General features: G+C 70.5%; 12 protein-coding genes. 8 read left to right on the top strand and 4 right to left on the bottom strand.

Features of this window, described 5'->3' with window-relative positions; all coding sequences use genetic code 11:
* Window positions 1-2 precede the first annotated feature (2 nt).
* The 6 genes from WFJ97_RS06065 (at window position 3) to ligD (ending at window position 7911) form a co-directional block, all read left to right on the top strand.
* On the top strand, window positions 3-989 hold the full coding sequence (locus WFJ97_RS06065) for a glycerophosphodiester phosphodiesterase family protein (protein ID WP_336640820.1): 987 nt from the start codon (window positions 3-5) through the stop codon (window positions 987-989).
* Window positions 990-1074: 85 nt separating this feature from the next.
* Complete coding sequence (locus WFJ97_RS06060) at window positions 1075-2040, top strand: ABC transporter ATP-binding protein (RefSeq protein ID WP_336640819.1); 966 nt, start codon at window positions 1075-1077, stop codon at window positions 2038-2040.
* Window positions 2037-3050: an ABC transporter permease gene (locus tag WFJ97_RS06055; protein WP_336640818.1), complete on the top strand. Its 1014-nt coding sequence runs from the start codon at window positions 2037-2039 to the stop codon at window positions 3048-3050. The genes WFJ97_RS06060 and WFJ97_RS06055 overlap by 4 nt, the downstream gene beginning before the upstream one ends.
* 83 nt (window positions 3051-3133) lie before the next feature.
* Window positions 3134-5596 (top strand): ATP-dependent helicase, encoded by a 2463-nt coding sequence (locus WFJ97_RS06050; RefSeq protein ID WP_336640817.1) that lies wholly within the window; start codon window positions 3134-3136, stop codon window positions 5594-5596.
* Between the two features lie 69 nt (window positions 5597-5665).
* Window positions 5666-6784: an SseB family protein gene (locus WFJ97_RS06045; RefSeq protein WP_336640816.1), complete on the top strand. Its 1119-nt coding sequence runs from the start codon at window positions 5666-5668 to the stop codon at window positions 6782-6784.
* A 71-nt stretch (window positions 6785-6855) separates the two neighbouring features.
* Window positions 6856-7911 carry a non-homologous end-joining DNA ligase gene (gene ligD / locus WFJ97_RS06040; protein ID WP_336640815.1) on the top strand — a complete coding sequence of 352 codons (1056 nt, stop codon included), beginning with the start codon at window positions 6856-6858 and terminating at the stop codon, window positions 7909-7911.
* A gap of 1 nt (window position 7912) precedes the next feature.
* Here ligD and WFJ97_RS06035 read toward each other — a convergent pair whose 3' ends face one another.
* Together WFJ97_RS06035 and WFJ97_RS06030 are read right to left on the bottom strand one after the other, a co-directional pair.
* On the bottom strand, window positions 7913-8956 hold the full coding sequence (locus tag WFJ97_RS06035) for an ATP-dependent DNA ligase (protein WP_336640814.1): 1044 nt from the start codon (window positions 8954-8956) through the stop codon (window positions 7913-7915).
* 113 nt (window positions 8957-9069) lie between these two features.
* A complete protein-coding gene (locus WFJ97_RS06030) occupies window positions 9070-10521 on the bottom strand; it encodes a phytoene desaturase family protein (protein WP_336640813.1) in 1452 nt (483 codons plus the stop codon).
* Between the two features lie 84 nt (window positions 10522-10605).
* Between WFJ97_RS06030 and WFJ97_RS06025 the strand changes: the two genes are divergently transcribed.
* The gene (locus tag WFJ97_RS06025) at window positions 10606-11094 is read left to right on the top strand and encodes a hypothetical protein (RefSeq protein ID WP_247623142.1); all 489 of its coding nucleotides are present in this window, start codon (window positions 10606-10608) and stop codon (window positions 11092-11094) included.
* A 30-nt stretch (window positions 11095-11124) separates the two neighbouring features.
* On the opposite strand, the gene WFJ97_RS06020 is transcribed toward WFJ97_RS06025, so the two are convergent.
* Window positions 11125-12360: an acyl-CoA dehydrogenase family protein gene (locus WFJ97_RS06020; protein WP_336640812.1), complete on the bottom strand. Its 1236-nt coding sequence runs from the start codon at window positions 12358-12360 to the stop codon at window positions 11125-11127.
* Window positions 12361-12463: 103 nt separating this feature from the next.
* Window positions 12464-13126, bottom strand: a complete 663-nt coding sequence (locus WFJ97_RS06015; protein WP_336640811.1) for a TetR/AcrR family transcriptional regulator — start codon at window positions 13124-13126, stop codon at window positions 12464-12466.
* Window positions 13127-13298: 172 nt separating this feature from the next.
* Between WFJ97_RS06015 and sucC the strand changes: the two genes are divergently transcribed.
* Complete coding sequence (sucC, locus tag WFJ97_RS06010) at window positions 13299-14465, top strand: ADP-forming succinate--CoA ligase subunit beta (protein WP_336640810.1); 1167 nt, start codon at window positions 13299-13301, stop codon at window positions 14463-14465.
* The last annotated feature ends 13 nt before the right edge of the window (window positions 14466-14478 follow it).

Here is a 14478-nt window from a genome sequence, read left to right as displayed (position 1 = left end):
GCGTGCCCAGGAAAACTCCCCTCGTCATCGGACACCGGGGCGCGCCCGGGTATCGCCCGGAGCACAGCCGCTCCTCGTACGAGCTGGCGCTCGCGATGGGGGTGGATGCCGTCGAGCCCGATGTCGTCGCGACGAAGGACGGCGTGCTGGTCGTGCGCCACGAGAACGAGATCTCGGGCACGACCGATGTGGCGGAGCATCCGGAGTTCGCCGATCGCCGCACCACCAAGCGGGTCGACGGGCAGGCGCTGACGGGCTGGTTCACCGAGGACTTCACCTGGGACGAGCTCTCGACGCTCCGCGGGCGCGAGCGTCTGCCCGAGGTGCGCGCCACGAGCGCCAGCTTCGACGGCGGGCAGCCGATCCTGCGTCTCGTCGATCTGCTCGACCTCGTGCGGCGCGGGTCGGTCGAGCACGGGCGCGAGATCGGCGTGGTGCTCGAGGTCAAGCACGCCACGTACTTCGCGAGCATCGGTCTCGACCTCGCGCCGCTGATCGAGCGCGATCTGCGGGCCGCCGGCTGGGCCGACGGAGAACTGCCGCTGATCATCGAGTGCTTCGAGCAGACCGTGCTGGGGCAGCTCCGGGCCCGCGGCATCCCGGCCTCCTACATCTACCTGATCGAATCGTCCGGCCGCCCCTACGACCAGCTCGTCGCCCACGGCAAGAGGGCGCTCACCTACAAGGCGACAGTCGCACCGCGGGGCCTCAACGGCCTGATCGGCGCGGTCGACGGCATCAGCGTGAGCAAGAAGATGCTGCTGGCGCACGGCAACACGATCGTCGCCGACGCGCATGCGCGCGGCCTCAAGGTCTTCACCTGGACGTGCCGACCCGAGAACGCCTTCCTCGCGCCCGAGTTCCGCGGCGACGGGGGCAAGGGCGCCTTCGGCGACTACGAGGCGGAGTGGGGCGTGATCGCGCGGCAGGGGATCGACGGCGTCTTCGTCGATCACCCGGACCTGGGCGTGGCGTTCTTCCGCGGCTGAGGGATCGGGCACAGGCAGAGCCGGCGTCGGCGCGACCCGGCGGTGCGCGGCGGGAGCGTCGGAGCCGAATGCCAGACTGGCTCGCATGAGTGGAATCGTCGTGGAAGACGTCAGCCGGGCGTTCGGGACGGTGCAGGCCGTCCGGTCGGCCACACTGCGCGCGGAACCGGGGCGGGTGACCGGACTCGTCGGGCCGAACGGCGCGGGCAAGACGACCCTGCTCCTGATGCTGGCCTCGCTGCTCGCCCCCGACACCGGCACGATCCGCATCGGCGGGGTCGATCCGATGGTCGATCCGCTGGCCGCCCGCCGGCTGCTCGGGTGGATGCCCGACGCGCTCGGCGCTTGGCCCTCGCTGACGGCCCGCGAGACACTCGTGACCACGGGCCGTCTGTACGACATCGCACCGACGGATGCCGCGCATCGGGCCGCCGCGCTGCTCGACCTCGTCGGGCTCACCCCGCTCGCCGATTCCCCCGCGAAGGTGCTCTCCCGCGGGCAGAAGCAGAAGCTCGGGCTCGCCCGGGCGCTCGTGCACGACCCCCGGGTGCTGCTGCTCGACGAGCCCGCCTCGGGACTCGATCCCGAGGCCCGTGTGCAGCTGCGCGTGCTGCTGCGCCGTCTCGCCGCCGAGGGGCGCACCGTGCTCATCTCCAGCCACATCCTCTCGGAGCTCGAGGAGGTCGTCGACGACGCCGTCTTCCTCGTCGCGGGAGCGGTGGTCGACGCGGCGCCGGCCCAGGCATCCGTCCGCGCCTGGCGGATCCGGCTGCTCGGCGCCTCGACCGATCGGTTGGCCGCCGACGCCTGGCAGGTCGCGTCGACCCTCGGGGTGGCTCCGGAGTCGCTCGGCGCCGACCGCGGAGCCGTACTGATCGGCTTCGAGACCGAGGAGTCCGCCGCGCACGCGCTGCAGAGGCTGGTCGCCGCGCAGCTCCCGATCTCGGAGTTCGCGCCGGCGCAGAGCGCGCTCGAACACACGTTCCTGCATCTGAATCCGACGGTCGTACCCCCGCCCACGGCTCACCCCGGAACGGAGGCCGGAGCATGAGCATCGCCCATATCGGCACCATCGCCCGTCTCGAACTGACCCAGCGCCTGCGCAGTGTCGGTTGGTACGTGCTGCTCGGCGTCTTCGCCGCGGTGCTCCTCGGGGTCACTGCGCTGTCGTCCGCCGTCTACTCCTACGGCGACGCCCCGGGGGCGGGGATCTTCTCGATCGTCGTGAACATGGTGCTCCTGCTCGTCGTGCTGGTGTCGCCCACGCTGAGCGGCAACGCCATCAACGGCGATCGCGAATCGGCGACCCTCGCCGCGATCCAGGTGACCGCGGCTTCGACGGGTGACATCATGCTCGGCAAGCTCGTCGCCGCGATCGCGACGGGCGGGGCATTCCTGCTCGTCGCGCTGCCCTTCCTCGCCTTCTCGCTGCTCGGCGGGGGCGCGGACCCGCTGGTGCTGCTCATCTCGATCCTCGTACTGGCCGCGGAGATCGTCATCGTCGCGGCCATCGGGGTGGGGCTGAGCGGTCTGATCGCGCGTCCGCTGTTCTCGGTCGCCACGACGTACCTCGTGGTCGCCGGTCTCGTGATCGGCACGCTCATCGTGTTCGCGCTGGGCGGGCTCGCCATGCGCGGCGAGGCGACGAACTACAGCCGTCCCTACGACGAGAACGGCCCGATCTGCGACCAATGGGAGGAATACACCTACGAGGTGCCGCGCTTCGATCTCGTGTGGTGGGCGCTCGCCGCGAACCCCTTCGTCGTGCTGGCCGACGCCACGCCCACCGAGTACGGAAGCGGCGGGTATCCGGTCGATCTGTTCGGGCAGATCAAGTACGGGGTGCGCAGCGCGCAGCTGTCGCCCCTCGAACAGCGCTGGGACGACTGCGCGGTGGGGAGCCCCGGTCCGACTCCGCGCGAGGTGATCGACTCCACGGTGCCGAGCTGGTTCGTCGGGCTCGGAGTGCAGGTCGTGATCGCCGGGTCGCTGTTCGCCGGGGCGTGGTCGCGCACGCGCACGCCCGCACGGATGCTGCCGCCGGGGACGCGCATCGCCTGAGCTCCGGTCGCGGATGCCGGACCGTGCGCGGGAGGGAAACGGGCGGCGGTGGTGTCGGTGGCGCCGCCTAGACTCGTAGAGCCATGACCGAAGCTCCTCTCATCGTTCCCGGAACCGCCGGCCCGCAGGGTCAAGACGACCTCCTCGCCGGCCTCAACCCGCAGCAGCTCGAAGCCGTCACCTACCGCGGTCCCGCGCTGCTCATCGTCGCGGGGGCCGGATCGGGCAAGACGAGCGTGCTCACGCGTCGGATCGCGTCGCTGCTGCGTAGCCGCGAGGCCTGGCCGAGCCAGATCCTCGCGATCACCTTCACCAACAAGGCGGCGGGCGAGATGCGCGAGCGCGTCGAGGGCCTGATCGGCGATGCGGCACGCGGCATGTGGATCTCGACCTTCCACTCGGCATGCGTGCGCATCCTGCGGCGCGAGGCGCAGCAGTTCGGGTTCACCAAGTCGTTCACGATCTACGACTCGGGTGACTCCCGCGCGCTCATCAAGCGTCTGGTCAAGGAGCACGAGGCCGACGCCTTCGGGCTGACCCCGGCATCCGTGCAGTCGCGCATCTCGAAGCTCAAGAACGAGCTGTCGGATGCCGAGTCCTATGCGCGGCAGGCCAACATGTCGGACCCCGCCGAGCGGATCTTCGTCGAGGTCTTCGCCGACTACCAGCGTCAGCTGCAGAAGGCGAACGCCTTCGACTTCGACGACCTGATCGGGCAGACGGTCTATCTGTTCCGCGCGTTCCCCGAGGTGGCCGACACGTATCGCCGTCGGTTCCGGCACATCCTCGTCGACGAGTACCAGGACACCAACCACGCGCAATACGCGCTCATCCATGAGCTCACGCGGCCCCTCGCATCCTCGTCGGCACCCGACCCGTATGCCTCGAACGGCATGATGATCTTCGAGCCGGAGCCCGAGCCGAAGAACGCCGAGACCGCCGGAGCCTCGCTCACCGTCGTCGGCGACTCCGACCAGTCGATCTACGCGTTCCGCGGTGCCGACATCCGCAACATCAGCGAGTTCGAACGCGACTTCCCCGGGGCGCGCGTGGTGCTGCTCGAGCAGAACTACCGCTCGACGCAGAACATCCTCTCGGCGGCCAACGCGGTGATCGGCAACAACTTCGACCGCAAGGAGAAGAAGCTCTGGAGCGACCGGGGCGAGGGCGACAAGATCATCGGCTTCACCGGGTACTCGCAGCACGACGAGGCGCAGTTCGTGGCCGACGAGGTCGAGGCGCTGCACCGCGCCGGCATGCCGTACTCCGAGATGGCGGTCTTCTACCGCACGAACTCCCAGTCGCGTGCGCTCGAGGAGATCTTCATCCGTTCGGCGGTGCCGTACAAGATCATGGGCGGTACCAAGTTCTACGAGCGCGCCGAGATCAAGGACGCGCTGGCGTATCTCGTGGCGGTCGCGAACCCCGCTGACGAGATGGCGGTGCGCCGCATCCTCAACAAGCCGCGTCGCGGCATCGGCGATGTGACCGAGACGGCCATCGCCCGCTTCGCCGAGGAGCACGGGATCACGTTCCGCGATGCCCTGTCTATGCCGGCACAGCTCGGCTTCGGCCCCAAGATCCAGGCGGCGATCGCGCAGCTCGACGCCGTGCTCACCGAGGCGACGGCCATCATGCTGCCGCCGACGGGCGAGGTGCCGGCTCCGACGACCGTGGCCGACGGCCTGAGCCTGCTGCTCGCCAAGAGCGGTTACCTCGATGCGCTGCGCGCCAGCCGCGACCCGCAAGACGAAGCGCGCGTCGAGAACCTCGACGAGTTCGTCGCCGTCGCCCGCGATTTCGCACGCAACAACCCCGAGGGCACGATCGTCGACTTCCTCACCGATGTGGCGCTCGTGGCGGATGCCGATGACCTCGACGACGAGTCGGGCACGGTGTCGCTCATGACGATGCACACCGCTAAGGGCCTCGAGTACGACGCGGTCTTCGTCACGGGTGTCGAGGAAGACCTCATCCCGCACCGCATCTCGGCCGGCGAGCCGGGTGGTCCGCAGGAGGAGCGTCGGCTCTTCTACGTGGGCATCACCCGTGCTCGCAAGCGCCTGCACCTGTCGCTCGCGATGACCAGGGCGCAGTTCGGCGAGGTGACCGTCGCGATGCCGAGCCGTTTCCTGCAAGAGATCCCGGTCGCTCTGATCGACTGGCGCCAGTCTCCGGGAGACGTCAACTCCCGTGGGGGCATGCAGTCGCGCGCCCTCAACGCGCGCCGTGCGGGCGGATTCGGAGGATCGGGGTCGGGTTCCGGCTCCGGCGATCGCTTCGGAGTCAAGCCGCTGCCGGGCCGCGATTCGCTCAAGCCCCTCTCGACCGCCATGGACCGGTTCCCGAACCGCGTCACGGCCAAGGTGCGCGACAACGGCGACCTCGAACTCACCGCGGGGGACCGCATCCGCCACGTCGACTTCGGCGAGGGTCGCGTCGACGCCGTCACCGGTGAGGGCGCCAAGCGTATCGCGCACGTGCGCTTCGACACCGCCGGGCAGAAGAAGCTCCTCATCAAGGTCGCACCGATCGAGAAGATCTGACGGCACCGGCCCGGTGCTGCCGGGCCGGTGCCGCCGAGGGCGGAGCCGTGGAGGGTTAGGCTGGCTCATATGGCCCTCTTCTCCCGCCGCAAGAAGTCCGCTGACGACGCCGTCACCTCCGCACCCGACGCCGCCGAGGTGGTCGAGACGCCGGCGGATGAGGCTCCGTTCGCCGCGGCGGAGGAAGCCCCCGCCGCTCCGTCGATCGGCATCTCGGTGCAGGCTTTCCGCGGCGTCGGAGCGGAGGCGGGTCCCGAGGTCTCGCTGCCCGACCCCGACGCGAAGCCCGCTCCGGCCGTGCAGACCGCGCCTACGGCGCCGGCCGCCCCTGCCGCTCCCGCCGCCGAGCCGCGTCTGCCTCTCGCCCCCGCGTCGCCGCCCGAGCAGACCGAGTCCGTTCCCGGCATGAAGGACAACGTGCTGCTGCGCGAGGCCCTGAAGCAGGTCGAGAAGGGCGCGAGCAACGAGCAGCTGCTCGGCGTCATGCGGCAGGCGCTGCAGGGACACCTCTTCATTCGCGTGAACGGCGATGCCCGTGCGCAGATCGCCGAGGGCAAGCCCCTCGCCGTCGCCGTCGTGCGCGACGAGGAGCGCCAGTTCATGCTGGCCTTCAGTTCGGCCGCCGCTGTGCGCGACTCGGTGAAGCTCGAAGCCGACCCCTCCTCGACATCGGCCGTGGCGCAGCCCTCGACCTCCGTCATGCAGCAGGTCGTCGCCGGCGACTTCGCGGGCCTCATCATCGACAACGCCTCCGCGCCGCACCGGGTGGTGTTCCCGACCGAGCTGCTGCAGAAGACGCTCGAGCAGGCCGATGCCGAGATGACGGTCAAGGCCATCGTCGCGGCCCCGCGCGAGCAGGACTCCGCGACCCGTGCGGGCGAGGCTCTCGCCGAGACGCGCATGTGGGTGGCCGTGAACGACGGTGGCGCCGACGGCCAGGTGGGTATCGCCGAGGCGCAGACGACCGACGGCAAGCGCTTCCTGCAGCTGTTCTCGCACCCGCTCGAGGTCATCGCCCTCGGCCGCGGCGACCGACCGTTGCCGTTCGAGCCCGCGCAGCTCGCGAAGGTGCTCGCGGGGCACACCGAGATGGCGGGCGTCGTGATCGATCCGGCAGGTCCCACCCTCATCGTCGAACGCGATGCCCTCACGCGCGTGCTCGAACTCGCCCCCGCGACCGAGGACTGACACCACACGGCGGAGAGGTCGCGCTGCGGCGCGCCCTTCCGCGGGCGACAGCCGCGCTCTAGGGTCGTTGCATGGCCTCCGAACGTGTGCCCGTGACCGTGTCCGACCCCGAGGGGGAGCGCGAGGTCGTGCTCTCCAGCCCCAACCGGGTCGTGTGGCCGGAGGTCGGGATCACCAAGGCCGAGCTGGCCGACTACGTGCAGCGGGTCGCCGATCCCTTCCTCGCGTCGAACGGCGACCGACCGGTATCGCTCGAGCGGTTCCGTGACGGCGTGGGGAGCGAGGGCTTCTTCTCGAAGAATCCGCCGAAGGGCACTCCCGACTACGTCGACGCCGTGACGGTGACCTACAACAGTGGGCGGCGGCATCCGCAGATCGTGCTGCACCGACCATCGGCGATCGTGTGGGCCGTGCAGATGAACACGATCGTGTTCCACCCGTGGGCGTCGCTCGCGAGTGACCCCGACAACCCCGTCGAACTGCGCATCGATCTCGATCCGCAACCGGGCACGGACTTCGCGGATGCCGTCACCGCCGCCCACGGCCTGCGGGAGGTGCTGAGCGAGGCGGGCCTCGAGGCGTTCGCGAAGACGAGCGGCAATCGCGGTCTGCACGTGTTCGCGCCGATCGAACCCACCCACGAGTTCCTCGACGTGCGACACGCGGTCATCGCCGCGGGGCGCGAACTCGAACGCCGGATGCCCGATCGGGTCACGATGAGCTGGTGGAAGGAGGAGCGCGGAGAGCGCATCTTCATCGACTTCAATCAGGCCAACCGTGATCGAACGATGGCGGGCGCCTACAGTCCGCGTGCCCTGCCGGGTGCGACCGTGTCGACCCCGGTGCACTGGGACGAGCTCGACGGCCTCGATCCGACGAGGTTCACGGTGCGCAGCGTTCCGCAGCGCCTCGACGAGATCGGCGACCCGTGGGCCGACAAGCAGCAGAAGCCCGGACGCATCGACACCCTTCTCGCCTGGTGGGAGCGCGACGTCGAAGACGGATTGGGCGAGCTGTCGTTCCCACCCGAGTTCCCCAAGATGCCGGGGGAGCCCCCGCGCGTGCAGCCCAGCAAGAAGGTGGCGGCGCACTGGGATGCCGACGGGGAGCCTGCCGCGAAGGACTGAGTCAGCCGATCACGTCGGCGAGGTCGTATCCCGCGACCGAGTCGAGCTGCGCGTAGGTGCACGAGCGCGCCTCGCGATCGGGACGCCAGCGTTCGAACTGCACGGTGTGGCGGAAGCGCGCACCCTCGAGCTGGTCGTAGCGCACCTCGAGGACGCGCTCCGGACGCAGGCGCACGAAGGAGACGTCCTTCGATCCGGTGAAGCGCGATCGCTCGCCCTCGCCGGTGACGGCGTCTCCGGCTTCGTCGCGCTCGACCAGGGGCGCGAGCTCCTCGACGAGGTCGCGGCGGCGCGCGTCGCTCCACGCGGCGACGCCGCCCACCTGGCGCAGCGTTCCGTCCTCGTCGTAGAGGCCGACGAGGAGCGATCCGACTCCCGCGCCGGACTTGTGGATGCGGTATCCGAGCGCCACGACGTCGGCCGTGCGGGCGTGCTTGACCTTGATCAGGGTGCGCTTGCCGGGGGCGTAGGGCTGGTCGAGCGGCTTCGCGACGACCCCGTCGAGCCCGGCGCCCTCGAACTCCGCGAGCCAGCGCACGGCGGCATCGTGATCACGGGTCGTACGGGTGATGTGCACGGGATGCGCCACGTCCGCCAGAAGCGACTCCAGACGAGCCCGGCGCTCCGAGAACGGCCGGTCGAGCAGGTCGTCGTCGCCCTCCGCGAGCAGGTCGAACGCGATGAACATCGCCGGTGTCTCGGCGGCGAGGCGCGCCACGCGGGAGGCTGCGGGGTGGATGCGCTGGCTGAGCGCCTCCCAGTCGAGACGCTGCTCTCCTTCCGCGCCGGTCGCGACGACGATCTCGCCGTCGAGCAGGCACGGGCGGGGGAGCAGCTCCGGGATCGCCTCCACGAGTTCCGGGAAGTACCGGGTGAGCGGCTTGGCTCCGCGGGATCCGATCTCGACGGTCTCGCCGTCCCACGCGATGAGGCCGCGGAACCCGTCCCACTTGGGTTCGAAGAGCAGGCCGCCGGGCGTCTTCGCCGGATCGGGCACGGTCGCCGCGGCCTTCGCGAGCATCGGGGCGGGGATGTCGTAGCGCATGCCTCCATCCTGGCGAGCACGTGCGCGCGGCGGAAGGGGACGCGAGGAGTCACGACATGCCGCGCTGGCGCCGCGAGGCGCGGCGTGTCCTGACCCCTCACGGGAAAGGGGTGTCAGGGGAAGAGGTCGCCGAGCTCGTGCGGCTCGCCGGCATCGGCGAGGGCCGTGCGGGCGGCGAGCCATCCCGACATGCCGTTGACGCCGGGCCCGGGCGGGGTCGCGGCCGAGGCGAGATAGACGCCGGGCATCGGCGTGCGCCACGGGGCCGCGGAGAGCGTCGGCCGCTGCAGCGCCTGGCGCATCGTGAACGCCCCGCCGAGCACATCGCCCCGGATCTCGGCCGGGTTGACGGCCTCGCGTGCGGATGCCGGCACCGAACGATGCGCGAGGATCCGCTCGCGGAACCCCGGGGCGAAGCGCTCGACCTGACGCGTGATCAGCTCGGTCGCGTCGAGGTCCGAGTCGAGGGGAACGTGGATGTAGGTCCACAACACGGCCTTGCCCTCGGGTGCGCGGGTGGCGTCGAAGACGGAGGGCTGGACCGCGAGCACGTACGGGCGCTCGCTCACCCGCCCGCGGGCGACGGCGTTCTCACTCGCCCGCACCTCCTCACGGGTGCCGCCGAGGTGCACGGTCGGCGAATGCGCGACGTCGGCGTTCGCCCAGGGCACCGGTCCGTCGAGCTCGAAGTCGACCTTCGCCGCGGCCGGTCCGTACCGGTAGCGGGAGAGAGCGCGAGCGTACCCGGCGGGGATTCCGGGGTGGGTCAGGGCGAGACGCGGCGAGGTGTTCAGCAGGAGCAGGTCGCCGCGCGCGGGATCGCCCCAGTCGAGGATGCCGAGGTCGCGCACGTGCAGCCCCGTCTCGACGCGACCGCCGTGCGCCTCGAGGTCGGCGACCAGCGCGTCGGCGATCCGCTGGGCGCCCCCGCGCGGATACATCCAGCCCTGCGCGTGACCGAGGGCGGCGAGCAGAAGCCCGGCCGCCGCGCCGGGGAGCGAGGGAACGGGCGTATTGGCGTGCGCGAGCACGCCCGTGATCAGGGCCGCCGCCTCCGGGGTGCGGAAGGCGCGCGAGGCGAGCGGTGTGCCCTGGTCGAGCATCCGCAGGGCGTAACGCGCGGCGGTGAGCGGCTCGTGCGGCCAGCGCGGGATCTGATGGCCGGTGAAGTCGACGACCCCGTCGATGTGCTCGCTCAGCGGCCGCAGTCGGGCGAGCCATGCATCACGGTCGTCCCCGAGGGCGGCGGACGTCTTCTCGATGTCGCGCCAGGCGATCGCCGCACGGCCTCCGTCGAGCGGATGGGCGTAGGAGATCTCGGGACGGATCCAGTCGATGCGGTCGGCGAGGCCGAAGGCACGGAAGAACGGCGAGGCGAGTGCCGCCGGGTGCACGGCGGAGCAGACGTCGTGGCGGAAGCCGGGAAGGATGCCGTCGGTCGTGCGCACGCCGCCGCCGATCGTGTCGGACGCCTCGAGCACCCGCACCTCGTACCCCGCCCTGGCGAGCGACACGGCGCTCGCCAGGCCGTTGGGCCCGCTGCCGATGATCGTCGCCCGCACCATGCCGCCAGTCTTGCACGGCCCGCGCCGGGGGGCGGGGAGCGGAAGCGGTCGAGACGGCCCCGGGATCGTGCGATCCTGGAAGGGATGAACGAAGTACAGGGCCCGACCCCGACCGGCACCTCCCGTCCCTACCGCTCCCTCGCGGAGGCGCTGCGCGCGCACCGCATCGACCCGGTCAACCACGAGTTCATCGGCGCGATCGTCGATGCCGTGGGTGTGACCTCGTTCATCGACCGCGGCCGTTACATCGAGGCCCTGCGCCGCGGCGACCACGCCTCGCTCCACATCGGGCGCACCTACACGAACGGGTTCGCCGAGGACGAGACGATCGTCGTCGGCTCCACCCCGCTGCGCCTGCAGCCCAGCGAGGGGCGTGCGCCGTACTTCTACGTCACCCACCCGAGCGAGTACGCGCCCTCCGTCCCCGCGCGTGCGGCGAAGCGTTCCTCGACCCCGCGCACACCGTCGGTGCCGCGCGAGAAGGCGCCGAAGCCGGTGACCGAGCGCGACTACGGTGTGTGCGACGTGTGCTTCATGGTCAAGACGCCGTCGGGCGGCTGCGGCTGCGACTGAGGCCCGCCCGCAGGCATCCGTCCTCCACCGTCAGGCGAACGCGCTCATCCCGGTGATGTCGCGCCCGAGAAGCAGCGCCTGCACGCTCTCCGTGCCCTCGTAGGTGTGGATCGCCTCGATGTCGGCGAGGTGCTGCATCACGCCGTTCTCGAGCAGGATGCCGTTGCCCCCGAGCAGGTCGCGGGCGGTCGAGGCGATGCGGCGTGCGGCGCGGGTGTTGTGGAACTTCGCGAGCGACGCCTGCGTCGGGCGCAACGCGCCCGCCGTCTCGAGGTCGGCCATCCGGCGGCAGTAGAGCTGCATCGCGGTGAGGTCCTCGAGCATGTGGGTGAGGCGCTCCTGCACCATCTGGAACTTCGCGAGCGGCTTGCCGAACTGCACGCGCTGGGTCGCGTACGCCAGGGCGGCCTCGTAGCAGGCGGTGGCGTGGCCGAGTGCCGACCAGGCGACGCCGGAGCGGGTCGCGTAGAGCACGACCGACGCGTCCTTGAAGCTGTGCGTTCCGGGGAGCACGGCGTCGAGGGGAACGCGCACGTCGTCGAGGCGGATGTGCGCCTGGTGGATCGCACGAAGTGACGCCTTTCCGCGGATGACGGTGCCGGTGTATCCGGGAGTGTCCTGCTCGACGAGGAAGCAGCGCACGGCGCCGTGCTCGTCGGCGGACTCGTCGTCGACGCGCGCCCAGACGAAGGTGATCCCGCCGGATGCCCCGTTGCCGATCCACTTCTTCGTGCCGCTGATGACCCAGGCGTCGCCGCCGCGGCGCGCGACCGTCTCGAGCGAGACCGAGTCCGATCCGTGGTCGGGCTCGGTGAGGGCGAAGGACCCCAGCACGCTCGCGTCGGCGAGAGCCGTCAGCCATTTCTCCTGCTGCGCGGGAGAGCCGAACAGTGCGAGGGTGCGCAGCGCGAGACCGCCCTGCACCGCGAGGATCGTGCCGAGAGAGCCGTCGCCCCGCGAGACCTCCATGTTGACCAGTCCGGCGGCGAGAGGGGAGAGACGCGTGAGGGCGGGGTGCTCGACACCGTCGACGACCAGATCCATCTCGCCCAGGCGGCGAGCGGCGGTCAGCGGGTACTCGGCCCGGTCCCAGGCATCGGCCATCTGCGGGGCGACCTCGTCGACGTACGCCTGCGCGCGTTCCCAGGCGGCACGATCGGCATCCGGGATGTCGGCGAACACGGCGTAGTAGTCGCTGCCCTGCCGTCCCGTGACGTCGTACGACGAGACGCGCTCGCCGGGCAGGGGGGAGGAATCGATGCTCATGGGGCTCCTTCGTGGCACCAAGTATCGTACTCCTCGAAACTGAGTTCCACGACTCCGGGAGCGCGAAAGCGGAACCCTGCCCGAGGGCCCTGCCGCAGAGCGCTCAGTCGAGCTGCGAGCGCAGACGCCGGGTGACCTCGGCGACCGGCATCGACCGCGGGAACACGGCGACGACGACATCGTCGGGAGCGCTCGCCGTGGCATCCGCCGGCACGCCGTAGCGACGGCGCACGTCGGTCAGCGCCGCCTGCAGGGTCGCCAGAGGAACCTTCTTCGTGCCGCGCAGCAACTGGCGCAGCACGTGGTTGTGCACCGCGGTCACCAGGGCCGCGAAGCCGACCGCGTCGAGCGGGTCGACGCCGGGGAGGGCCCCGCGCAGGTACTCGTCGAACAGGCGCTCGTAGCGGAACACCGTGATGATCTCGCGCTCGCGCAGCACCGGGACCTCGCGCACGATCCGATAGCGGCGGCGGGCGAGCTCGGGGTCGTGGGCGAAGTGCGAGAAGACCGACTCGGATGCCGCGCACACCGCGCCCCACGGATCGTCGTGCCCCTCGGCGAGGAACACCCGGAGGCGCTCCAGCAGCGCCTCGTGGTCGGCGAAGACGACGTCCTCCTTACCGCCGAACTGGCGGAAGAAGGTGGATCGCGAGACGCCGGCGGCCTTCGCGATCTGCTCGACCGAGGTCTGATCGAAGCCCTGCGTGTCGAAGAGCTCGAGGGCAGCGGCCACGACGCCGGTGCGCAGTTCAGCGGATTCGTGCATGGCACGAGCCTAGACCTCGCGCTGTCGAGCATGCGGATGGTGTGACGCGGGCGGGCCCCGGCGGAGCATCCGGGCCCGCAGGAGCGTCCAGTCCGAGGTAGTAGGCTGGGGGACTGGTCGATGTCTCGACATCGAGAGAATTACCAGACAGCAGCCCAGTGAAGGAACCACAGTGGATCTGTACGAGTACCAGGCACGAGACGTTTTCGAGAAGTACGGAGTGCCGGTTCTCGCCGGCATCGTCGCCGACACCCCCGAGGAGGTGAAGGCAGCCGCGGAGAAGATCGGCGGCGTCGTCGTCGTCAAGGCGCAGGTCAAGACCGGTGGTCGTGGCAAGGCCGGCGGCGTCAAGGTCGCCAAGACCCCCGACGAGGCCTACGAGGCGGCCAAGGCCATCCTCGGCCTCGACATCAAGGGCCACATCGTCAAGCGCGTCATGGTCGCCCAGGGCGCCCGCATCGCCGAGGAGTTCTACTTCTCCGTGCTGCTCGACCGCGCCAACCGCTCCTACCTGAGCCTCTGCTCGGTCGAGGGCGGCATGGAGATCGAAGAGCTCGCCGTCGAGCGCCCCGAGGCCCTCGCCCGCGTCGAGGTGAACCCGCTCACGGGTATCGACAAGGAGAAGGCCGTCGAGATCGCCCGCGCCGCGAACTTCCCCGAGGGCCTCGTCGAGAAGGTCTCCGACGTCTTCGTGAAGCTCTTCGACGTCTACAAGGGCGAGGACGCGACGCTCGTCGAGGTCAACCCGCTCGTGCGCACCGAAGAGGGCGACATCATCGCACTCGACGGCAAGGTCACCCTCGACGACAACGCGTCGGAGATCCGTCACCCCGAGCACGAGGCTCTGGAAGACAAGGATGCCGCCGACCCGCTCGAGGCCAAGGCCAAGGCATCGGGTCTCAACTACGTGAAGCTCGACGGCGAGGTCGGCATCATCGGCAACGGCGCGGGACTCGTCATGTCGACGCTCGACGTCGTCGCCTACGCCGGTGAGAACCACAACGGCGTCAAGCCCGCCAACTTCCTCGACATCGGCGGCGGCGCCTCGGCCGAGGTCATGGCCGCCGGTCTCGACGTCATCCTCGGCGACCCGCAGGTCAAGAGCGTCTTCGTCAACGTGTTCGGCGGCATCACGGCGTGCGACGCCGTCGCCAACGGCATCAAGGGCGCGCTCGAGACGCTGGGTGCCACGGCATCCAAGCCGCTCGTCGTGCGCCTCGACGGCAACCGCGTCGACGAGGGTCGCGCGATCCTCGCCGAGTACGCGCACCCGCTCGTGACCCTGGCCGCCACCATGGACGAGGGCGCCGACAAGGCCGCCGAGCTCGCCAACGCTTGAGACTGAAGGACTA

This window comes from Microbacterium sp. USHLN272 (assembly GCF_037149655.1).
Classification (GTDB): domain Bacteria; phylum Actinomycetota; class Actinomycetes; order Actinomycetales; family Microbacteriaceae; genus Microbacterium; species Microbacterium galbinum.
The sequence above is the reverse complement of the archived record's forward strand: the minus strand, read 5'-3'. Positions and strand labels throughout refer to the sequence as shown.